20 protein-coding genes are annotated in these 19,462 nt (G+C 64.7%); 6 read left to right on the top strand and 14 right to left on the bottom strand.

What is annotated here, in order from left to right:
• Positions 1-56 precede the first annotated feature (56 nt).
• The 3 genes from rplT to ACUDP5_RS09825 all read right to left on the bottom strand — a co-directional run bounded on the left by rplT (position 57) and on the right by ACUDP5_RS09825 (position 2,544).
• Positions 57-416 carry a 50S ribosomal protein L20 gene (rplT, locus tag ACUDP5_RS09835; protein ID WP_006387998.1) on the bottom strand — a complete coding sequence of 120 codons (360 nt, stop codon included), beginning with the start codon at positions 414-416 and terminating at the stop codon, positions 57-59.
• Between the two features lie 18 nt (positions 417-434).
• Entirely contained in the window at positions 435-632 is a 198-nt protein-coding gene (gene rpmI, locus ACUDP5_RS09830) for a 50S ribosomal protein L35 (RefSeq protein WP_006387997.1), read from the bottom strand.
• A 376-nt stretch (positions 633-1,008) separates the two neighbouring features.
• Complete coding sequence (locus ACUDP5_RS09825; protein WP_445658639.1) at positions 1,009-2,544, bottom strand: YifB family Mg chelatase-like AAA ATPase; 1,536 nt, start codon at positions 2,542-2,544, stop codon at positions 1,009-1,011.
• A 314-nt stretch (positions 2,545-2,858) separates the two neighbouring features.
• On the opposite strand from ACUDP5_RS09825, the gene ACUDP5_RS09820 reads away from it, so the two are divergent.
• Together ACUDP5_RS09820 and ACUDP5_RS09815 are read left to right on the top strand one after the other, a co-directional pair.
• Positions 2,859-3,410, top strand: a complete 552-nt coding sequence (locus tag ACUDP5_RS09820) for a hypothetical protein (RefSeq protein ID WP_445658638.1) — start codon at positions 2,859-2,861, stop codon at positions 3,408-3,410.
• An 11-nt stretch (positions 3,411-3,421) separates the two neighbouring features.
• Positions 3,422-4,162, top strand: coding sequence for an RES domain-containing protein (locus ACUDP5_RS09815; RefSeq protein WP_445658637.1), 741 nt, complete (start codon positions 3,422-3,424; stop codon positions 4,160-4,162).
• 74 nt (positions 4,163-4,236) lie between these two features.
• Here the strand turns inward: ACUDP5_RS09815 and ACUDP5_RS09810 are convergent, their stop codons facing one another.
• Positions 4,237-4,488: an accessory factor UbiK family protein gene (locus ACUDP5_RS09810; RefSeq protein ID WP_025135357.1), complete on the bottom strand. Its 252-nt coding sequence runs from the start codon at positions 4,486-4,488 to the stop codon at positions 4,237-4,239.
• Between the two features lie 150 nt (positions 4,489-4,638).
• Entirely contained in the window at positions 4,639-5,064 is a 426-nt protein-coding gene (locus ACUDP5_RS09805) for a DUF5339 family protein (protein WP_263914777.1), read from the bottom strand.
• Between the two features lie 545 nt (positions 5,065-5,609).
• Here ACUDP5_RS09805 and ACUDP5_RS09800 point away from each other — a divergent pair.
• Together ACUDP5_RS09800 and amt are read left to right on the top strand one after the other, a co-directional pair.
• Positions 5,610-5,948, top strand: coding sequence for a P-II family nitrogen regulator (locus ACUDP5_RS09800; protein ID WP_006218735.1), 339 nt, complete (start codon positions 5,610-5,612; stop codon positions 5,946-5,948).
• A gap of 31 nt (positions 5,949-5,979) precedes the next feature.
• Positions 5,980-7,218, top strand: coding sequence for an ammonium transporter (gene amt / locus ACUDP5_RS09795; RefSeq protein ID WP_183003325.1), 1,239 nt, complete (start codon positions 5,980-5,982; stop codon positions 7,216-7,218).
• Positions 7,219-7,353: 135 nt separating this feature from the next.
• Here amt and ptsP read toward each other — a convergent pair whose 3' ends face one another.
• The 7 genes from ptsP to rfbD all read right to left on the bottom strand — a co-directional run bounded on the left by ptsP (position 7,354) and on the right by rfbD (position 14,937).
• Positions 7,354-9,048: a phosphoenolpyruvate--protein phosphotransferase gene (gene ptsP / locus ACUDP5_RS09790; protein WP_445658636.1), complete on the bottom strand. Its 1,695-nt coding sequence runs from the start codon at positions 9,046-9,048 to the stop codon at positions 7,354-7,356.
• 124 nt (positions 9,049-9,172) lie between these two features.
• Complete coding sequence (locus ACUDP5_RS09785) at positions 9,173-9,442, bottom strand: HPr family phosphocarrier protein (protein ID WP_198484624.1); 270 nt, start codon at positions 9,440-9,442, stop codon at positions 9,173-9,175.
• A gap of 109 nt (positions 9,443-9,551) precedes the next feature.
• Complete coding sequence (locus tag ACUDP5_RS09780; RefSeq protein WP_263914775.1) at positions 9,552-9,953, bottom strand: PTS sugar transporter subunit IIA; 402 nt, start codon at positions 9,951-9,953, stop codon at positions 9,552-9,554.
• 16 nt (positions 9,954-9,969) lie between these two features.
• Entirely contained in the window at positions 9,970-10,947 is a 978-nt protein-coding gene (gene gshB / locus ACUDP5_RS09775; protein WP_263914774.1) for a glutathione synthase, read from the bottom strand.
• 178 nt (positions 10,948-11,125) lie between these two features.
• Positions 11,126-11,677: a translation initiation factor IF-3 gene (gene infC, locus ACUDP5_RS09770; protein WP_263914820.1), complete on the bottom strand. Its 552-nt coding sequence runs from the start codon at positions 11,675-11,677 to the stop codon at positions 11,126-11,128.
• Positions 11,678-11,697: 20 nt separating this feature from the next.
• Positions 11,698-13,650 carry a threonine--tRNA ligase gene (gene thrS / locus ACUDP5_RS09765; protein ID WP_445658635.1) on the bottom strand — a complete coding sequence of 651 codons (1,953 nt, stop codon included), beginning with the start codon at positions 13,648-13,650 and terminating at the stop codon, positions 11,698-11,700.
• Between the two features lie 372 nt (positions 13,651-14,022).
• Positions 14,023-14,937: a dTDP-4-dehydrorhamnose reductase gene (gene rfbD, locus ACUDP5_RS09760; RefSeq protein ID WP_445658634.1), complete on the bottom strand. Its 915-nt coding sequence runs from the start codon at positions 14,935-14,937 to the stop codon at positions 14,023-14,025.
• Between the two features lie 306 nt (positions 14,938-15,243).
• Between rfbD and ACUDP5_RS09755 the strand changes: the two genes are divergently transcribed.
• Entirely contained in the window at positions 15,244-15,984 is a 741-nt protein-coding gene (locus tag ACUDP5_RS09755; protein WP_263914771.1) for a response regulator transcription factor, read from the top strand.
• A 49-nt stretch (positions 15,985-16,033) separates the two neighbouring features.
• Here ACUDP5_RS09755 and hemN read toward each other — a convergent pair whose 3' ends face one another.
• Positions 16,034-17,464, bottom strand: a complete 1,431-nt coding sequence (hemN, locus tag ACUDP5_RS09750; protein ID WP_263914770.1) for an oxygen-independent coproporphyrinogen III oxidase — start codon at positions 17,462-17,464, stop codon at positions 16,034-16,036.
• Positions 17,465-17,582: 118 nt separating this feature from the next.
• Between hemN and ACUDP5_RS09745 the strand changes: the two genes are divergently transcribed.
• Positions 17,583-17,846 carry a hypothetical protein gene (locus tag ACUDP5_RS09745; protein ID WP_263914769.1) on the top strand — a complete coding sequence of 88 codons (264 nt, stop codon included), beginning with the start codon at positions 17,583-17,585 and terminating at the stop codon, positions 17,844-17,846.
• Between the two features lie 88 nt (positions 17,847-17,934).
• Here ACUDP5_RS09745 and ACUDP5_RS09740 read toward each other — a convergent pair whose 3' ends face one another.
• Entirely contained in the window at positions 17,935-19,446 is a 1,512-nt protein-coding gene (locus ACUDP5_RS09740) for a glycosyltransferase family 39 protein (protein ID WP_445658633.1), read from the bottom strand.
• Between the last annotated feature and the right edge of the window lie 16 nt (positions 19,447-19,462).

Here is a 19,462-nt window from a genome sequence, read left to right as displayed (position 1 = left end):
AAACGGGGCCATTACAGCCCCGTTTGCAGCGATGCGCGATGAGTTAAAGCGCGCGATCAGGCAGCCAAGGCAGCCTTGGCTTGCTGCACGATGGCGGCAAAGCCGGCCTTGTCGCGCACGGCCAGATCGGCCAGGACCTTGCGGTCGAGTTCGATGGCAGCCTTCTTCAGGCCAGCGATGAACACGCTGTAGCTGACGCCGTGTTCGCGGACGGCGGCGTTGATACGCGTGATCCACAGCGCGCGGAACGTGCGCTTCTTGTTACGACGGTCGCGGTAGGCGTATTGGCCAGCGCGCATGACGGCTTGCTTGGCAATACGGAACACATTACCGCGGCGGCCACGGTAACCCTTGGCGGCGGAAATGACTTTCTTGTGACGTGCGCGGGCAGTGACGCCGCGTTTGACGCGAGGCATAGTAGATCTCCGTGAGAATCAAGCGAAAGGCATCATGGCCTTGACGGAGGCCACGTTGGTTTCATGGACCGCAGCCGAACCGCGCAGCTGGCGCTTGTTCTTGGTGGTCTTCTTGGTCAGGATGTGACGCTTGAACGCCTGACCACGCTTGATGGATCCGCTGCCGCGAACCTGAAAGCGCTTTGCGGCGCTTTTCTTGGTTTTCATCTTGGGCATGATGATTCCCTAAACTAAACACTGATTGTTGATTTACATGACGCGAGGTGCTTGGCGCAAGGCGGTTGGCGGTCTGTCCGCACCCGGCATCGCTGCCTGATGGAACACGCTACCTACACCATTGCGGCAAAACTTTAGGACCTCTTGCCACTTCTTGGGGGGTACTGCTTGGGGGTACTGCTTAGATACTGCTTTGGGGTACTACGTTTTTCTCGGCACGCCAGACAAAAAAGATAGCCTGGACCCGGGAAAGCCTTTGATTATATGGTGATTTCCCAGGTTTTGTCGAGCCAATTGGCAGGTCGGCGCGGCGCCCCGCCTGCGCCAGGGGGACGGAACCCGCCCGAACGGGCGCCCAAGCGCGGGAAACGGGCCATCATACGCCCGGCTGGCGGTACTGCACCGCCTGGGCGACATGGCTGGCGCCCAGCATGTCCTGCCCGTCCAGGTCGGCGATCGTCCTGGCCACCCGCAGGGCCCGATGCATGGCCCGCCCCGATCCCGCCAGGCGCCGCATGGCCTGCAGCAGCAAGTCACGGGCATCGGCCTGCAGCGGACAGTGGCATTCCAGTTCGGCACCGGCCAGCCCGGCGTTGGGCTTGCCCTGGCGCGCGTGCTGGCGCTCGCGACAGCGTGCCACCCGCTCGCGCACCGGCTCGGACGGCTCGCCCGGCGGCCCCTGCATGCATTCCAGATCAGAGGGCGGCAGCGCCACATGCAGGTCGATCCGGTCCAGCAAGGGGCCGGATATCTTGCCCGTGTAGCGTGCGACCTGGTCGGGCGTGCAGGTGCAGGCCCTGCGCGGATGGCCCCGCCAGCCGCAAGGACACGGGTTCATCGCCGCCACCAACTGGAACCGCGCGGGAAACTGCGCCGTATGCAGGGCGCGGGCGATGATCACCCTGCCCGTTTCCAGCGGTTCACGCAGCGCCTCCAATGTCCGCCGACTGAATTCGGGCAATTCGTCCAGGAACAGGACGCCATGATGCGCCAGGCTGATTTCGCCGGGGCGCGGCCGCCCGCCCCCTCCCACCAGCGCCATGGCTGATGCCGAATGATGCGGCGCCCGGAACGACGGCGTGCCCATCCGGGCATCCGGCACGCCCGCCAGGGCGGCGATGGCCGCTGTCTCGAGCGCCTGCCGGCGCGTCAGGGGCGGCAACAGGCCGGGCAGGCGAGCGGCCAGCATGCTCTTGCCCGCCCCGGGCGGCCCGACCATCAGCAGACTATGGCCACCCGCCGCGGCCACCTCCAGCGCCCGCCGCGCCCCCGGCTGCCCACGCAGGTCGGACAGGCACGGCACCGGCGGCGCTTCCGGCCACGCCAGCGGAATCGCGTCAGGCAGCCGGCCATGCCCGGCAACATGGGCGGCCACGTCCGCCAACGTGCGGGCCGACAAGACCCGCAGGCCTTCAACCCAGGCTGCCTGCTCGGCACTGCCGGCAGGCAGGATCAAGGTGGCACCTGGCGAATCCTGCGCCACGCTCAACGCGATCACCAGGGCCGCGGCGACAGGCACCAACGCCCCGGTCAGCGACAACTCACCCGCCAGCACCAGACCCGCCAGCAAGGGATCGGGCGCGGGGCCTGCCTGCCCGCCCGCGGCGTCCGTGGCGGGCGCCGCCAGCTGCCCGGTGGCCAGCAGAAGCCCCAGCGCAATCGGCAGGTCAAAACGACCCGATTCCTTGGGCAGATCGGCCGGCGACAGGTTCACAGTGATGCGCCCCGCGGGAAAGTTGAAGCCGCTGTTGATGATCGCCGCCCGCACGCGCTCGCGGCTTTCACGCACCTCGGTATCGGGCAGCCCCACCACGTTGAAGCTGGGCAGGCCCGGCCCCAGGTGCGTCTCGACCCGCACCGCATGGGCATGCAGGCCGCTGAGGGTACGGCTGGCAATAACGGCAAGGGTCAAGGCGGTCTCCGGTTGCGATCGAAAACCAGTATGCCCAAAACAAAAACGGCCGCATCAGCGGCCGTGGCAAAAGTGTCACTGGCTGGTGGGGTGCCCGGCCTCGGACAGAAGACACGTCTTGTCCGGTGCTGTCAGCACATTGGTAAAACTGGGAAAAATGGAAATAATGGAAAAAAAAGCATAAGCTGAAGACTCGGATGCCTGAAGAGATCACTATGGGACCAATCCTACGGAAGCCACCCACCACAACCGACGACGTCCGGGCTATCGTCAACGGCAGTTATTCAGGCGATCCCCACGAGGTTATCAAGCGCATGGCATCCACCCTGGCCAAGGAAGTATCGCCCCTGCGGAAATCCGGCCGCACAGACGACCTGCTGCACGTCATCGTGCGGCAGCTCGAAGCCTGGCTCATCAACGAAAAAGCTCCTGTCGGCGACAAGCCCCCCGCTCTACCCGTTGCCCTATGGTCTCCCGCAGAAGTGCTCGCCCGGCAAAAACTGAGCGCGTTGACGACCTTGTATCGGTACGACAAGGACGGCAGGCTCTATTGCGTCATGCCATCGACGAAAAAGAACGGGCGCGCGTTCCCAGCCTGGCAATTCGTTGAACCCGTTCCCAAGCTTCTGCAAACCGTCATTGCCGAATTGCGAGGGGTCTTGCAGTTCGAAATCCATGCGTTTTTCGTGACCGAACAGGAAGACCTCAATGCGCTCTCGCCCGCCGAAATGCTGGCGGGACTACCCTTCGAAAATCGCGCAAACGTATCGACCGCACAGCAGCGGCTTCTGTCGCTCGCCGCCACGCAGCGACTGCAACGCGTCCTTGAACTTGCCAGACAAGCGGGAAAAGGCATGCGCGACTAAGCCGCCATAGCATGCCAGTGGACGTACGGGGCCCTGATCAACCGCCGCCCCATTTGATAGCGCGGGTTCCTTCCATCAAGGCCTTGTATGCTGCACTCAGGCATTCGGCTGCATCACTAGCCGCCCACACAGCGGTATATCGCACTGCCGGTGATCCGGAGTATTTGCTCCCCGAGACCTTTCACAATGCCTATCGATTCGGCCCGCCAAGAGAACTGCGCCTGCCGCACGGTGCCCTGCCTTACGCCTGGTTTTATGTTGCCCTGGACATGCCTACCGCGATATGGGAAGGCCGCTTTGCTCGAACCGATGCCACTCGCCCAGGTCAGTTCTACCTGGACCCATCTGCCGTAAAGACTGGAGTCGTCGGCCAGATTGCCTTTGGCCGCGACCTGCGCCTCTGGAAACTGGCAGGAGAAGCCTGTGCCAAGCTCGGAATCCAAGACACCATCTCGTCAAGCGATTACGAGGCCTGCCACTGGATTGGCCATCGTCTGCGAAAGGCAATGCTTGACTGCGATTGCGCCTTGATGCCAGACGGCATCATCTACCCTTCCCGACAAATGCGGGGACACCAAGCGATTGCACTTCGAAGCGAATTGCTGCCCGAACTACGAACGATCGCCAACGTCCGCCACGAGCGATTCACGGCGACCGCCGCCTATGCCGCGTTAATCGCAGACCCCTTATACGGGCCACCGCCAAATCGGACTGTGCCCATGCCTGCCCTCCCAGGCGCCAGTCCAGGGTAACGGTCGCGAGTCCTTGGACTCCAAAACAAAAACGGCCGCATCAGCGGCCGTGGCGAAAGCGTCCCTTGGACAGCCTACTTGTCCAGGGCGGACAGGCGGGTCTCCAGTTGCTCGACCGTGGCGGCCAATTGGTCTACGCGGGCCCGGGTGCGTGCCAACAGGTCGGCCTGCACGTCGAATTCCTCGCGGGTGACCAGATCCAGCTTCGAGAACGCCTGCGTCATCATGGCGCGCACGTTGCGTTCGACGTCCGCGGCGGGGCTGCGGGCGATCAGGTCGGAAATGTTCTTCTGGATGTCTTCCATCCATTGGGTGCGATTGTTCATAGCGGCCTCACGGTGTTCTTGGTGCCTCAAGTGTAGTGCTTTCCCCGTGTCTGCCGCAGGCAAAAAAAAGGGCGGGCCGCATGCGGTGACCGCCCATCAAAGCACAGGAGAAAACCGGGCCGCCTTGGGGGCAGCCCCCTACCAACATCGTTACTTGCAGCCCATCTGGGTCGCGGACTGCGCAAACAAATCGGCCGACTGCTTGCATTGCGCAGCCAGTTGCGTCTTGTCGCTGATCGTCGCCCACTGCGTCTTGGCTGCGTCCAGTTGCTGCTTGAAGCTGGCCGCGGCGGGGTTGGAAGCGCCCAGCTTGTCCATGCACGCGCTGACCTTGCTCAGGTAGGCATCGCACTCGGCGGGCAGGCCGGCAGTCGCACCGGCAGCGGGCGCGGGCGTGGTGGTGGCGGGCGGCGTGCTCGCGGCGGGCGGCGTGCCCGGCGTGGTGCTGCTGGACGCCGGCGGGGTCGATGCCGCGGGCGGCGCGGCCTTTTCGTCACTCTTGTTGCAGCCGGCCAGCACCGCCAGCGCGGCAGTCAGCGCCAGCACGCCAAGGGTCTTGCGTTGGATCGTCATCATTCCTCTTTCCTTTCTTGCTTTTCGTATATATAGAGAGCCGCAACGCCGGAACCCCTTGCCGCGGCCCGATCAGGCCCATGAGGTGTCATGAGCTGGAGTCGATTCTTCTTCACCCAACCTTTGGCAACAAGCTTATGCGTGTAAACCCTCGTATCACGCCCCGCCCCCTTTTTGTGCCGTCTTGCAATTCGCTTTCAGCCCACTGAATAACACCTGCTTTGCCGCGCGAAGCGCGGCCAGCAACGTTCCGCGGCCGCCGCGAGCGCGCGCGGCCAAGTCAATGCGGGGCGTTGCAAGCCCTACAGATCGATACCGCGGCCGCATCAACTGGCAACAAATGGCGGCAGCGGCACATATTCCGTTGCATTCCTCACCAACGCCCGGGCATGCACCGATTTGAGGCTGACGCGTGGTGCATGACGCACTATATTGGTGCATTCAGGCACAACAAACGCGCCTGCCCCACCGCCCCACGGGCACCGCCCCCTATGGCATGGAATTTGCTTGATTGACGAGGCCTACGTGCAACCATGAGAGGAAATGCCATGAAACTCATCATCGCCATCATCAAGCCATTCAAGCTCGACGAAGTGCGGGTGGCTCTATCCGGAATCGGCGTCCAGGGCCTCACTGTTACTGAAGTGAAAGGGTTCGGGCGCCAGAAGGGCCATACCGAGCTTTATCGGGGCGCGGAATACGCGGTCGACTTCCTGCCCAAGCTGCGAGTCGAAGCCGCCGTGCCCGACCACCTGGTCGACCAGGTCATCGAAGCCATCGAACAAGCCGCTCGCACCGGCAAGATCGGCGACGGCAAGATCTTTGCCGCCCCCCTTGAACAAGTGATCCGCATCCGGACGGGCGAAGCCGGCGAAGCTGCGCTGTAGATAAATAAGAAAGACTCATTGGAGCCTGAAAATGGATAAAGCAGATATCTCCTGGTTGCTCGTCTCTACCCTCCTCGTATTGATGATGGCCGTACCCGGTCTGGCGATGTTCTATGGCGGCCTGGTACGCAGCAAGAATGTGCTGTCGGTGCTGCTGCAAGTGTTGTGCACGTTCGTGCTGGGCCTGGTCCTCTGGTTCATCTACGGTTACTCGCTTGCCTTCACCGAAGGCAACGCGTTCTTCGGCGGCCTCTCGCGCGCCTTCTTCTCTGGCATGTTCACGCCGGCGGACGGCAAGTACGCCATGTCGAACACGCTGACCGAGCTGCTGTTCGCCTCGTTCCAGGCGACCTTCGCCGGCATCACCTGCGCACTGATCGTCGGTAGCTTCGCCGAACGCGCCCGCTTTTCGGCGGTGCTGGTGTTCACGGTGATCTGGTTCACGTTCGCCTACATTCCCATCGCACACATGGTGTGGTTCGCCTCCGAAACGGCGCCGGGCCTGCTGAACGCCAAGGGCGCGCTGGACTTCGCCGGCGGCACCGTGGTGCACATCAACGCCGGTGTGGCCGGCCTGGTGGGCGCCTATGTGGTGGGCAAGCGCGTCGGCTACGGCCGCGAAGCGATGCAGCCGCACAACCTGCCGATGACCTTCGTGGGTGCCGCCCTGCTGTGGGTGGGCTGGTTCGGCTTCAACGCCGGCTCGGCATTGGCCGCCAACGAGAACGCCACGCTGGCCTTCTTCAACACCATGATCGCCACCGCGGGCGCCGTGCTGGCCTGGCTGTTCACGGAATGGGCCATCAAGGGCAAGCCTTCCATGCTGGGTGCCGCTTCCGGCGCCATTGCCGGCCTGGTGGGCATCACCCCGGCTGCCGGCCTGGTGGGTCCGGTGGGCGCGCTGATCATCGGCGTGATCGCCGGCATCGTCTGCGTCTGGGGCGTCAATGGCCTGAAGCGCCTGTTGCGCGCCGATGATGCGCTGGACGTGTTCGGCGTGCACGGCGTGGGCGGCATTGTCGGCGCCCTGCTGACGGGTGTGTTCAATGCCCAGGTCCTGGGTGGCCCCGGCCTGGCGGAACCCGGCATGATCCTGGGCCAGCTGTGGGTGCAATTGGAAGGCGTGCTGATCACCATCGTCTGGTCCGGCGTGGTCGCCTGGATCGCCTACAAGATCGCCAACGCCCTGTGCGGCCTGCGTGTGCCGGAAGACCAGGAACGCGAAGGCCTGGACGTCACCAGCCACGGCGAATCGGCGTATCACAGCTGATTCTCCCGCCCTGCGCCCGCGCCACCGTGCCGGGCGGCACTTTCAGCCCCCTCTTGCAGGGGGCTGACCGAAAAAAAAGCCCGTCGCGCATCGAGCGACGGGCTTTTTCCATTCCGGGCGAATTCCCGGATGGCGTCAGGCCAGGTCCAGGGTATCCAGGTCCACCGGCAAGGCGCGGTTCAGCGCGCTGGCCACCTTGACGCGCAGCGCATTGGTGTGGGCGCGCCGGACTTCGCGCTTCACGTCCAGCAATTGCTGGGGATGCATCGAGAATTCCGTCAACCCCAGCCCCAGCAGCAAACGGGTCATGCGCGAATCGCCGGCCATTTCGCCGCAGACGGCCACGGGCTTGCCCGCGCGTTCGCCGGCGTTGATGGTGTGGGCGATCAGTCGAAGCACGGCGGGATGCAGCGGGTCATAGAGCGCCGCCACATCGTGGTCGCCGCGGTCGATCGCCAGGGTGTACTGGATCAGGTCGTTCGTGCCGATGGACAGGAAATCCAGCGCCTGGGCAAAAGGCTCGATGGCGATTGCGATCGCGGGCACTTCAACCATGGCGCCCACTTCCATGTGCGGCGCGTAGGCCTGCCCACGGGCATCGAGCTCGCGCCGGGCCGATTCGATGGCCGCGCGCGTGGCCACGACCTCGTGCATGTGGGCGATCATGGGGATCAACAGGCGCACCGGGCCGTGGGCAGAGGCCCGCAGGATGGCGCGCAGCTGCGTGGCGAACATTTCCGGACGCGCCAGGCAGTAGCGGATGGCACGCTGCCCCAGCGCCGGATTGGTGGCCACCGTGGCCTCGCCGTCCAGCGTCTTGTCAGAGCCGATATCCAGCGTGCGGATGGTGACCGGACGGCCTGCCATCACTTTGACAACAGACGAATAAGCCTCGTACTGCTCTTCTTCGCCCGGCAGATCCGGGCGCCCCATGAACAGGAATTCGCTGCGGAACAGGCCGATGCCGTGCGCCCCCGAGGCCAGCGCCAGCGCGGCTTCTTCGGGCAGCTCGATGTTGGCGTGCAGCACGATGTCGATGCCGTCCAGCGTGACGGAAGGCTCGTCGCGCAGCAGGCTGAGCTCGGCCCGTTCGTCGGCGTAGGCGGCCTGGCGGCGGCGGTATTCCTGCAGGATGCGATCCGACGGATTGACCACCACGGCGCCAGCGGCGCCGTCGATGATCAGCATGTCGCCATCGCGCACCAGCTCGCGCACGTTGCCCATGGCCACCACGGCCGGCACGCCCATGCTGCGCGCCACGATGGCCGTATGCGAGGTCGGGCCGCCCAGGTCGGTCACGAAGGCGGCGAACCGCCCTCCACGCAGGCGCAGCATGTCGGCGGGCGAAATATCGTGCGCGACCACCACCAGCGCGTCATCGCCGCCCATGTGCGACATGTCGGGCAGGATGGCGGACGTGCCTGACAGCACGTGCAGCACCCGCTCGATGACCTGGCGCACGTCGGCGCCGCGCTCGCGCAGGTACTCGTCTTCCATGGCGTCGAACTGCTGGCCCAGGATCTGGCCCTGGGTGGTCAGCGCCCATTCGGCGTTGTAGTGGCGTTCGGCGATCAGGGCCAGGGTCTGTTCGGCCAGCAGCGGGTCACCCAGCAGCAGGCTGTGCACGTTCAGCATGGCGCCCAGCTCGCGCGGCGCGTCAGCCGGCAAGGTGTCGGCCAACAGCCGCAATTCCTGCTGGGCCGAGTCCAGCGCCTCGGTCAGGCGGCGGCTTTCGGCGGGGACGTCTTCGGGGGATATCCGGTAGTGCGCGACTTCCAGCGCCGCGGCCCCCATGACCACCGCCCGGCCGATGGCATAACCACGTGCCACGCCCTTGCCGTACAAACAAATAACGGGACTGGCAGTGCCAGCCCCGTCATGGACCTGAGCCGCGGCGCCGGCCGCGGACAAGCCGGCCGGTGCATTGCCCGGGCCGGCGGATTCGGAAGCGCTGCTATTCCTGTTCACCGAATTTGCTGTCGAACAGAGTTTCAATTTCGGAAAGAGCCTGGTCGGCGTCGCTGCCCGAAGCCTCGAGCTTGACGGTCACGCCCAGGCCCGCGGCCAGCATCATGACGCCCATGATGCTCTTGGCGTTCACGCGCTGCGCGCCACGGGAAATGAAGATCTCGCTGGAGAACTTGCTGGCCAGCTGCGTCAGTTTGGCGGCCGCCCGCGCGTGCAAACCCAGTTTATTGCTGATGACGATGTCTGTATTAGGCATAGGAAATATCATGACCGCGGAGGCAAGCCGCAGTGGTGGTTGCAGCAAAAGGTCGAACCGCACATCGGCTTGAAATATTAGCCGACATAATAGGGCAAATTTCCGCCCGTCAGTCTACACGCAAGACGCCTTGAACCCCGCCGGCGAGCGCTTTTTCGCGGGTCTCGGCCAGGGACAGGTTGCGGTAGGTCAGCGCCCGCAGCAGCATGGGGGTGTTCAACCCCGCCAATACACAGCACTGGATGCCCTGCGCTTGCGCGTCGGCCACGGCCCGTTTGGAGATATTGGCGGGCGTGGCGCCGATCAGGTCGGTCAGCACGAGCACCCCGGCGCCATGGTCCTGCTCGAAGATGTCCTTGAGCACGGCAGGCGCCAGGTCGTCGGGACGATCCTCGGGCTGGATGTCGTGGATCGCCAGCATGCCGTCAAGGTTGCCCATGACGTGGCTGGCGCACTCGCGCATGGCCGCGCCCAGGGGCGCGTGCACGACGATGACAATACCCGTGGTCATGACGATTCCTGGCCGATCAGGCGGCGGCAGCCACGGCCGGCGCGGCTACGGCTTTTTCCAGCGCCGTGACGAACATGCCAGCGACGTCGAAGCCGGTCTGTTCGGCGATTTCCACGAAGCAGGTGGGACTGGTGACGTTGACTTCGGTGACGTAGTCGCCAATGACGTCCAGGCCGACCAGCAAGAGGCCGCGCGCGGCCAGCTTGGGCGCCACCGCCTCGGCGATCTCGCGGTCGCGCGGGGACAACGCCTGGGCCACGCCGCGGCCGCCGGCGGCCAGGTTGCCACGCGTTTCGCCGGCCAGCGGGATGCGGGCCAGGGAATACGGCACGGGTTCGCCGCCGATCAGGAGGATGCGTTTGTCGCCCTTGACGATTTCAGGGATGTAACGCTGCGCCATGATGGTGCGCGCGCCGTTGTCGGTGAGCGTTTCCAGGATGGCGTTGAGGTTGGGGTCCTTGGGCTGCAGGCGGAACACGCCGGTGCCGCCCATGCCGTCCAGCGGCTTGACGATGACGTCGTGGTGCGTATCGTGGAACGCCTTCAGGCGGGCCATGTTGCGGGTCACCAGGGTCGGCGCGGTGAACTCGCTGATTTCGGTGATGGCCAGCTTTTCGGGGTGGTTGCGGATCGCCGCACCGCTGTTGAACACCTTGGCCCCTTGAGCCTGGGCGTATTCGAGCAGGTGGGTGGAATACACGTATTCCATGTCGAAAGGCGGGTCTTTGCGCATGACGACGGCACCGAAATCGGCCAGAGGCAGGTCGCACGCGGCCCCTTCGCGCCACCAGTCATGGCCGTGCAGGTCGGCATCCGCCACCAGTTCGATGGGCGTGGTAACCGCCTTGACCGTGCCGGTTTCGATGTAAAGGTCGCCCTGCATGGCCACGCTGAGCGTATGGCCGCGCGCAACCAGCGCACGCATCATGGCGACAGAACTGTCCTTGTACGCTTTGAGCAGCGGCAAGGGATCCAAAACGAACAAAACATGCATCTCGACACCCCGAACGTACGCCGCCTTCCCTTTCGGGAAGGCGGCTATCTATGACATCGTAGCGCAGAGCCGCCCAATAAGCGAACCCGCCGAACACGGTATGGACGGCGGGTCGCGCAGGGGGAAGCGGCTGGGGCCTTCCCGGAAAGACGAGCCTGGGAAGGCTCCGCAGGGAGCTTTACGCCGCCGTTTCAGGCTTGCCCGCGGGCACGGCCTTCTTCTTGGGCGCCAGCACCATGACCATCTGACGGCCTTCGAGCTTCGGCATGGCTTCGACCTGGGCCAGTTCCAGCAAGTCGTCGCGCACACGTTCAAGCACCCGCATACCCAGTTCCTGGTGAGCCATTTCGCGGCCACGGAACCGCAGCGTCACCTTGGCCTTGTCGCCTTCTTCGAGGAAGCGGCGCAGGTTGCGCAGCTTGACTTGGTAGTCGCCCTCGTCGGTGGCCGGACGGAATTTGACTTCCTTGACCTGGATGACCTTCTGCTTCGAACGAGCTTCGGCTTGGCGCTTCTGCTCTTGGTACTTGAACTTACCGTAGTCCATCAAACGGCAGACCGGCGGCTCGGCGTTCGGCGCGATTTCCACCAGATCCACGTCGTTTTGCTCGGAAAGACGGAACGCGTCGGCAATCTTGACGATGCCCAGCTGTTCTCCGTCCAGACCTATCAGGCGCACCTCGGGGACGCGGATTTCACCGTTGATGCGATTGGCTTTTTCAGTGGCGATGTTGAAAGCTCCTAGAAATGTTAAGCAGCGCTGCTATCAGGATGATTGACGTCGCGGCGGGTGGACACGTCCTCGGTCAAGCGCGCGACGAACTCGTCGTATGCGATGGCACCAAGGTCCAGTCCGCCCAGTCCGCGTACGGCGACGGTGCCGTTTTCTTTTTCCTTGTCGCCGACGACGAGGATGTACGGCACCTTTTGCAGGCTGTGCTCCCGAATTTTACGAGTGATTTTTTCACCGCGCAAATCGGACTCTACTCTAAAGCCTTGTTTTTTCAGGCTTTGCGTAATTTTGGCCGCATAATCGGCCGAAGGTTCGGAAATGCAGCACACGACGGCCTGCACCGGAGCCAGCCAGGGCGGCATCGCACCGGCGTGGTTTTCGATCAGCATGCCGATGAAACGCTCGAGCGAACCCAGGATGGCGCGGTGCAGCATGACCGGCGGGCGGCGCTGGTCGTTCTGGTCCACATACTCGGCGCCCAGGCGCACAGGCATGGAAAAGTCGACCTGGATCGTACCGCACTGCCAGTGGCGGCCGATGGCGTCTTTCAGGGTGTATTCCACCTTGGGGCCATAGAAAGCGCCTTCTCCCGGCGAAATCTCGAACTCGCAGCCGGTGCGGCGCAGGCTTTCCATCAGGGCCTGTTCGGCCGTATCCCAGACTTCGTCCGAGCCAATGCGCTTTTCAGGACGCGTGGCGACCTTGTACAGGACTTCCGTGAAACCGAAGTCGCGGTACACCTTCTGCAGCAAGGCCGTGAAGTCGGCGCATTCGTCCTGGAGCTGTTCTTCGGTACAGAAAATGTGGCCGTCGTCCTGCGTGAAGCCGCGCACGCGCATCATGCCGTGCAGCGAACCCGACGGTTCATTGCGGTGGCACTGGCCGAATTCGCCGTAGCGCAGGGGCAGTTCGCGATACGAATGCAAGCCGGCGTTGAAGATCTGCACGTGGCCCGGGCAGTTCATGGGCTTGAGGCCGTAGACGCGGTTCTCGGACTCGGTCGTGAACATGTTTTCACGGTAGTTGTCCCAGTGGCCGGTCTTTTTCCAGAGCGAAATGTCGAGGATCTGCGGCGCCTTCACTTCCTGGTAGCCGTTGTCGCGGTAGACCGAGCGCATGTATTGCTCGACCTGCTGCCACAGGGCCCAGCCCTTGGGATGCCAGAAGATCAGGCCCGGGGCTTCGTCCTGGAAGTGGAACAGGTCGAGTTCGCGGCCGATCTTGCGGTGGTCGCGGCGCTCGGCTTCTTCGAGCATGTGCAGGTAGGCTTCCTGCTCTTCCTTGGTGGCCCAGGCCGTGCCGTAGATGCGCTGGAGCATCTCGTTCTTGCTGTCGCCACGCCAGTAGGCGCCCGCGACCTTCATCAGCTTGAACACCTTGAGCTTGCCCGTGGACGGCACGTGCGGCCCGCGGCACAGGTCGATGAAATCGCCCTCGCGGTACAGGCTCAGCGGCTCGTTGGACGGAATGGACGCAATGATCTCGGCCTTGTACTTTTCGCCGATGCCCTTGAAGAACTCGACGGCGTCGTCGCGCGACCAGACTTCTCGGGTCACGACTTCGTCTTTCTTGGCCAGTTCGGCCATCTTTTTCTCGATGGCGGCCAGGTCTTCGGGCGTGAACGGGCGCTTGTACGAAAAGTCGTAGTAAAAGCCGTTGTCGATCACGGGGCCGATGGTGACCTGCGCGTCGGGGAACAATTCCTTGACGGCATAGGCCAGCAAGTGCGCCGTGGAGTGGCGGATCAGGTCCAGGCCGTCGGCGTCCTTGGCAGTCACGATGGCCAGGCGGGCGTCGCCCTCGATGCGGTAGCTGGTGTCGACCAGCTGGGAGTCGGCGCCGTCAAAGGTCACGCGGCCGCCCAAGGCGGCTTTGGCCAATCCCGCGCCGATCGATTGCGCCACGTCGGCGACCGTGACCGGCCCCGGGTATTGGCGCTGCGAACCATCGGGCAATGTGATCTGTACCATCGGGAGTGCTTCCTGGGGTTCTGGGGATGAAAATCGAAAATCAGAAACGAAAAACGCGGCTGGTAGCCGCGTTTATCTGGTTGTCTTGCTGAGTCCTACCGCTGACCTGACACGGTGAAACCCGACGCACGAAAAACTAACGCGACATAGGGCGAAAGTTCCGGGTCGTAGTTCGTGCCAGCGGGAAAAACATGATGCCTGGGCCTTCAGGGGTGGACTGGAAGAGGCCCGCCAGCTTGGGCAACGTATGGCGTCAAGGGCATGGACGTCGCGACGGTGGGCTGATGGGCTTAACGTTGCCGATTGTAGCACCCTTTGAGACGGTTTCGTGGCGAAAGCGCCACACCCTCTCCCTGTGCCCGCGCTGGCCGCTCAGGCCAGGTTGCGACTGTCCGCGATGGCCGCCAGCGCGTGCTGCACGCCCTCTTCCCAATGCGGCGCGTGAATGCCGAAGGTGCGTTCCAGCAGGCGGCAGTCCAGGCGCGAATTCATGGGCCGCCGCACGGACGTGGGATAGTCGTCGGACGGCACCGGCCGGATGTCGCCCGGCGTGAGCGTGACGGCCAGGCCCGCCCGACGCGCCTGCTGGGCGATGAAGCAGGCGTACTCATGCCAGCTTGCGTCTCCCGAGGCGGCCAGATGGTACAGGCCGAAGGGGAATTCATCCTGCGCCGCGCGATTCAGGTAACGCGCCACGACAAGCGCGGTGGCATCGGCGATGAAGGCCGCCCCGGTGGGAGCACCGCGCTGGTCGCTCACCACGCGCAGCGCTTCCGGCTGGCGCAAGGCCATCAGCATGGTCTTCAGGAAGCTGTTGCCGAATACGCCATAGACCCATGACGTGCGAAACACCAGATGGGCGGGATTCATCGCCCGCACCGCCACTTCGCCTGCCAGTTTGCTGCGGCCGTAGGCGTTCAGCGGCGCGGGCACGTCCCGTTCGTCGTAGGCGCCGGCCTTGGCGCCATCGAACACGTAGTCGGAGGAATAGTGGACGATCAGCGCGCCGCGGTCTGCTGCCAGGGCGGCCAGTTCACCCGCGGCCTCGGCATTGATGCGCATGGCGCGCACGATGTCGTCTTCGGCCCGCTCGACGGCCGTGAAGGCCGCCGCGTTGACGATGACATCGGGCTTTTCACGCTGTACCAGCCGCGCGATCTGCAACGGATACGTCAGGTCGCAATCGCTGCGGCCCGTCGCGACCACGCGGCCCAGGGGGGCGAGGCTGCGCCGCAGCTCGAACCCCAGCTGCCCTTCCCTGCCTAGCACCAGAATCTTCTTGGGCATTCGCCACCCACGCCTTGCTTGCCTGTGACGACGGCCAGGCAACATGCCGGCCTCGCGATTGAATCCGGCAGCGATTATGCCCCGAAGGCCGGGGGTTCCTCTGCGCCGCGAGCGTGGAACCGCATGACTGCGCGTAAACCCCACCCGTATTTCCGTCCGATTTTGGCCTGATTCTGATCCGGACAGCCCAACAAAACGTAATCTGCCCATACAAATTTAGGACCAATCACGACGTACGCACCGGACGCCATCGCCCCCAAAGCCCTGCCGCCGCCCGCGTTCCCTTGGCCATTCAGTGGAGCATCGATGAAAAGTGTGTCAGCGCCAGATTCCGCCCTCCTCCCTGCCGACAAACCCCACGGCAAGAAGGACGGACAACGCCTCAATTCGCGCAAGCATCTCCTGCTGTCGCAACCCCCACCCGTCATACGGGTGGCGATCCTGGATGACCACCCCGTGGTCGCTCTGGGCGTGGGCGCCTTTCTGGACAGCCGGCCGGGGTTTCGCGTCCTGCACCGCGAAACCTCGGGCCGCAGCCTGCTTCAAAAATTGGACGCCGCCCCCTGCGACGCCGCGCTGGTCGATTTCTACCTGCCCCTGGAGCCCTGGGACGGCGTGAACTACCTGCGGCGGCTGCGGCGTTACCACCCCAACATGGCGATCATCACCTTCTCGGCCGGCAACCGCATGGAAACCCAGTACGCGGCCTTCCGGGCGGGTGCCAACGGTTATCTCGCCAAGCAATGGGGAATGATCCTGCTGCCCGAGATGATCCACGGCGTGCTGAGCCGGCGGGACCCTTTTCTTTCCGTCCAGGACGGCAAGGTGCGCGCCATTTCGCCGACCCATCCGCACGCCCTGCTCACGACGTCCGAAGTCGAAATCCTGCGGCATATCAGCCAGGGGCTGTCGGTCACCCAGATTTCGGCGCGGTTGATGCGCAGCAAGAAGACCATCAGTACCCACAAGCGCCGGGCGATGCGCAAGCTGCAGCTGTCTGACGATCTGGCACTGGCCCTTTACCTGCGGGAGAAGTTCACCGAATAGCCCCCGGCCGCCAGGCCGGACGCCCCTCGTCCAGGGCCTCGCACAGGCCCTAGATGATGCGGGAGTAGCTGGCGCCGGAGCTGGCCGCGCTGCGCAGGTACCCGTCAAAGGCCATCGCAACGGCCCTGACGAAGTACCAGCCCAGGCCGGTCACGCGCAGTTCCCCGGCACGCAGGTTCACCAGGCCGAGTTCGGCCAGGTTGGTCATCTGCGACAGTTCGGCCCCGAAATAGTCGCCAAAGCGCAAGCCGTGGCGCGATTCAATGCGGGCAAAATCCACGCGGCCCTGGCACATGATGTCCATGATCACGTCGCGCCGCGCCAGATCATCGGCATTGAGCGCCAGGCCTCGTTCCACCGCAAAGCGGCCGGACTCGATGGCGGCGTAGTAGCCGTCCAGGTCCTTGGCATTCTGGCTGTAGGTATGGCCGATGCGGCCGATGGCCGACACGCCCAGCGCGACCAGGTCGCGGTCGGGCTGGGTGCTGTAGCCCTGGAAATTGCGGTGCAGCTCTCCACGTTGCTTGGCGATGGCCAAGGCGTCGGTGTTCAGCGCGAAATGGTCCATCCCGATGTAGGTATAGCCGTGCTTCAGGAAGCCTTCGATGGCCGCACTGAGCAGGCCGACACGCGTGGCACGGTCGGGCAGGTCCGCCGGGTTGATGCGGCGCTGCGGCTTGAAGCGTTCGGGCAAGTGAGCGTAGGCGTACAGGGCAATGCGGTCGGGTCGCAGCGTGGTGACCTGGGCAATGGTGCGCGCGAACGATTCCGTGGTTTGCAGCGGCAGGCCGTAGATCAGGTCGACGTTGACCGAGTCGTAACCCAGCGCACGGGCGCTTTGCATCAGGTCGCGGACGTCCTCGAACGACTGCACGCGATGCACCGCCACCTGGACCCGTGCGTCGAAGTCCTGCACGCCGAAACTGAGCCGGTTGAAGCCCAGCTGGCGCAGCTGCGCCAGGCGCTGCGGCGTGGCGGTACGAGGATCCACCTCGATGGAGATTTCGGCGTCGGATTCGAAGCGGAAGGCGGCGCGCAGGTCCGTCATCAAGCGTTCAAGTTCGTCGTCCGACAGGAAGGTCGGCGTACCGCCGCCGAAATGCAACTGCGATACCGGCACGCCCGGCCCCAGTTCGGCGACATGCAGCGCGATCTCGCGCTCGAGCGCGTCCAGGTAGCGAGCGGCACGGTCGTGATGGCGGGTCACGACCTTGTTACAGGCGCAGTAATAGCAGACCGAATCGCAGAACGGGATGTGCACGTACAGCGACAGGGGCTCGGCCGGGCTCGCCTCGTGCCGCTGGCGCAAGGCCTGGCGGTACGCGGATTCGCCGAAACCGCCGTGATAGCGGTCCGCCGTGGGGTAAGAGGTGTAGCGCGGGCCGTTCTTGTCCAGCCGGGCCAGCAATTGCGGCGGAAAAAAAGGCTCGGCGGCTTGCGCTGGAGGGTCTGCGAGTAAAGGGCGTAGGGCGGCTTGCATACCCTGGATTATTGGCTTGCGGCGGCCCTGCCGCCTTGATCTTGCGCAAAGGGCGCCCGGCCGCGTCGCGGGGGGCCCGTAAAATGCCGCCACATCCATACATGACAAGGACTCCCCCGTGGACACCGAACTGGACGGCCGCCTGCTGGCCCTGCGGCAAGCCCTGGCGATTGCCATCGCCCTATCCACCCGCAGCAGCCCGCAGGCCACCGACATGGCGCTGGAACTGCTGGACGATCTGAAGGCCAACCTGGACAAGGCGCCGTCGGACAGTCCTTTCGAAAAGCCCGATTGGGTCGTGGGCGCCCACGACGAGCTGGACGGCATCGCCCGCATGGTGCGGGCCTTTACCCAGACGCCCGACCCCGGCGAAGAGGCCTGAACCCCACCGCGCCCGACAGCGGCCGGGTCGCTGCCTCCCAGGGTTGCTCGGCCATAGCCCCAAAAAATACGGCGCGGGCAGACACCTGCTAATGGTCAGCCGCGCTGCGGGCCGGCACCGCCGTATCGGTCGCGCAGACTGCCCTCGGCCGCGTGACGCGCCAGTACAAGCGCGGGAATGCCTCCCCCACCGGGCCAAAGCCATCGGGCTGCGTCTTGGCCCGCCGCAATTCCAGCGCGCCGCAATCGGCCACCAGATCCGCCCGCACCCATGGGCTGAATTGAAATTGCCCGTCTATCAGCACGACGGGCTTCTCGGGCAGGCGCAACGCCAGCGCGCCCGACTCGGCCCAGGCGCCGGAGATCACCTTGACCGGGCCGCCCAATTCGGCAACGGCGCGGTCATGCAGGATATCGGCCAGCCCCTGGGCATCGAAATAGCGCCAATCGGATGCGCGACGCCACAGGCCGGCGCCGTTGGGCGAGGTCAGTTCCACGCGCGCCATCAGCAACAGCTGGATCACGACAAAGACCCACACGACCTGGCGAGGACGAAACGGCCCGTGCCACGCACTGCGCGCCAGTTCCATGGCGGCAGGCACGATGAACAGCAGGAACGGCGTGCCCCAGTACAGCTGGATGTGCGAGCCCGACAGCAAGGCCATGAGGCTGACGAACAGCAACGGCGTCAGGCCGAACGACAGCAGCAACGCGCGGCCGGCGGCCTCGCCCTGGCCGACCACGGACCGGGCGGGGGCCGCGGCGCGACGCGCACGGCGCCCGGACAGCCACACTGCCGCCAGAAAGACCCAGGCCGGCAGGGCGCGGGTGAACAACTGGTCGCCCCACCAGGCGGCCACTTCGACCAGGCGCGCGCCCCACGGCAGGCCGGCGCCCAGCGATGATGCCATGGCGTACTGAAGCGGCTTGAAGTCGTGGCTGATGAGCCAGATCATGTGCGGGGCGAACACCGCCAGCGCCGTCAGGCCCGCCACCTGCAGCCCGAAAACATGCATGGGGTCACGCCAGGCCTTCCGGCTCAACCAGAACAGCAGCACCGCCAGGCCGGCGACGGCGATCTGGTACTTGGCCAGGGCCCCCAGACCCAGGCACACGCCCAACAGGATCCACCAGCCGATCCGGCGGGTGGAATAGGCCTTCCAGCAGGCCATCGCACTGCCGGCCACCAAAGGAATCAGGACGATCTCGTGGTTGTAGAAATACAGCCGGCCGTTATAGAACGTGACGCACAGGCCGCCCAAGGTGGCGATGGCGGCGTAGGCCTCGCCGCGCATGCCGCGCAGCAGGCGCCACATCAGCAGGAAGGCGCCCAGGGTGCAGGCCGCGCCCAGCAGGTAGGTCGCCCAGGCCGTCCAACCCAGCACCTGCACCACCGGCCACAACAGCCAGGTCGGCAGGGGAGGATGCTTGTAATAGCCCCACTCCAGGCTGCGGACCCAGATCAATTGCTCGATGTTGTCGGTGGGCGGAACCAGCACCGCGCGGTCCGACCACCACAGCCACGCCAGCGCGAACACCGCCATGCCGATGCTGATCCGCCAGAAATCCGGCCTTCCTGCCACTGTTGCGCCACGCTGCACGCCCCTCTCCTGTTCC

It is taken from the genome of Achromobacter sp. NCFB-sbj8-Ac1-l (genome assembly GCF_052695805.1).
The sequence above is the reverse complement of the archived record's forward strand: the minus strand, read 5'-3'. Positions and strand labels throughout refer to the sequence as shown.

Excerpts from the sequence above, each read along its gene's own strand:
- ACUDP5_RS09810 (WP_025135357.1), bottom strand. The coding sequence starts at position 4,488 with ATGAACAATCGCACCCAATGGATGGAAGACATCCAGAAGAACATTTCC.
- thrS (WP_445658635.1), bottom strand. The coding sequence starts at position 13,650 with ATGGTACAGATCACATTGCCCGATGGTTCGCAGCGCCAATACCCGGGG.
- ACUDP5_RS09820 (WP_445658638.1), top strand. The coding sequence starts at position 2,859 with ATGGCATCCACCCTGGCCAAGGAAGTATCGCCCCTGCGGAAATCCGGC.
- ACUDP5_RS09815 (WP_445658637.1), top strand. The coding sequence starts at position 3,422 with ATGCCAGTGGACGTACGGGGCCCTGATCAACCGCCGCCCCATTTGATA.
- ACUDP5_RS09805 (WP_263914777.1), bottom strand. The coding sequence starts at position 5,064 with ATGATGACGATCCAACGCAAGACCCTTGGCGTGCTGGCGCTGACTGCC.
- ACUDP5_RS09800 (WP_006218735.1), top strand. The coding sequence starts at position 5,610 with ATGAAACTCATCATCGCCATCATCAAGCCATTCAAGCTCGACGAAGTG.
- ACUDP5_RS09785 (WP_198484624.1), bottom strand. The coding sequence starts at position 9,442 with ATGCCTAATACAGACATCGTCATCAGCAATAAACTGGGTTTGCACGCG.
- amt (WP_183003325.1), top strand. The coding sequence starts at position 5,980 with ATGGATAAAGCAGATATCTCCTGGTTGCTCGTCTCTACCCTCCTCGTA.
- rpmI (WP_006387997.1), bottom strand. The coding sequence starts at position 632 with ATGCCCAAGATGAAAACCAAGAAAAGCGCCGCAAAGCGCTTTCAGGTT.
- hemN (WP_263914770.1), bottom strand. The coding sequence starts at position 17,464 with ATGCAAGCCGCCCTACGCCCTTTACTCGCAGACCCTCCAGCGCAAGCC.
- gshB (WP_263914774.1), bottom strand. The coding sequence starts at position 10,947 with ATGCATGTTTTGTTCGTTTTGGATCCCTTGCCGCTGCTCAAAGCGTAC.
- rfbD (WP_445658634.1), bottom strand. The coding sequence starts at position 14,937 with ATGCCCAAGAAGATTCTGGTGCTAGGCAGGGAAGGGCAGCTGGGGTTC.
- rplT (WP_006387998.1), bottom strand. The coding sequence starts at position 416 with ATGCCTCGCGTCAAACGCGGCGTCACTGCCCGCGCACGTCACAAGAAA.
- ACUDP5_RS09755 (WP_263914771.1), top strand. The coding sequence starts at position 15,244 with ATGAAAAGTGTGTCAGCGCCAGATTCCGCCCTCCTCCCTGCCGACAAA.
- ACUDP5_RS09780 (WP_263914775.1), bottom strand. The coding sequence starts at position 9,953 with ATGACCACGGGTATTGTCATCGTCGTGCACGCGCCCCTGGGCGCGGCC.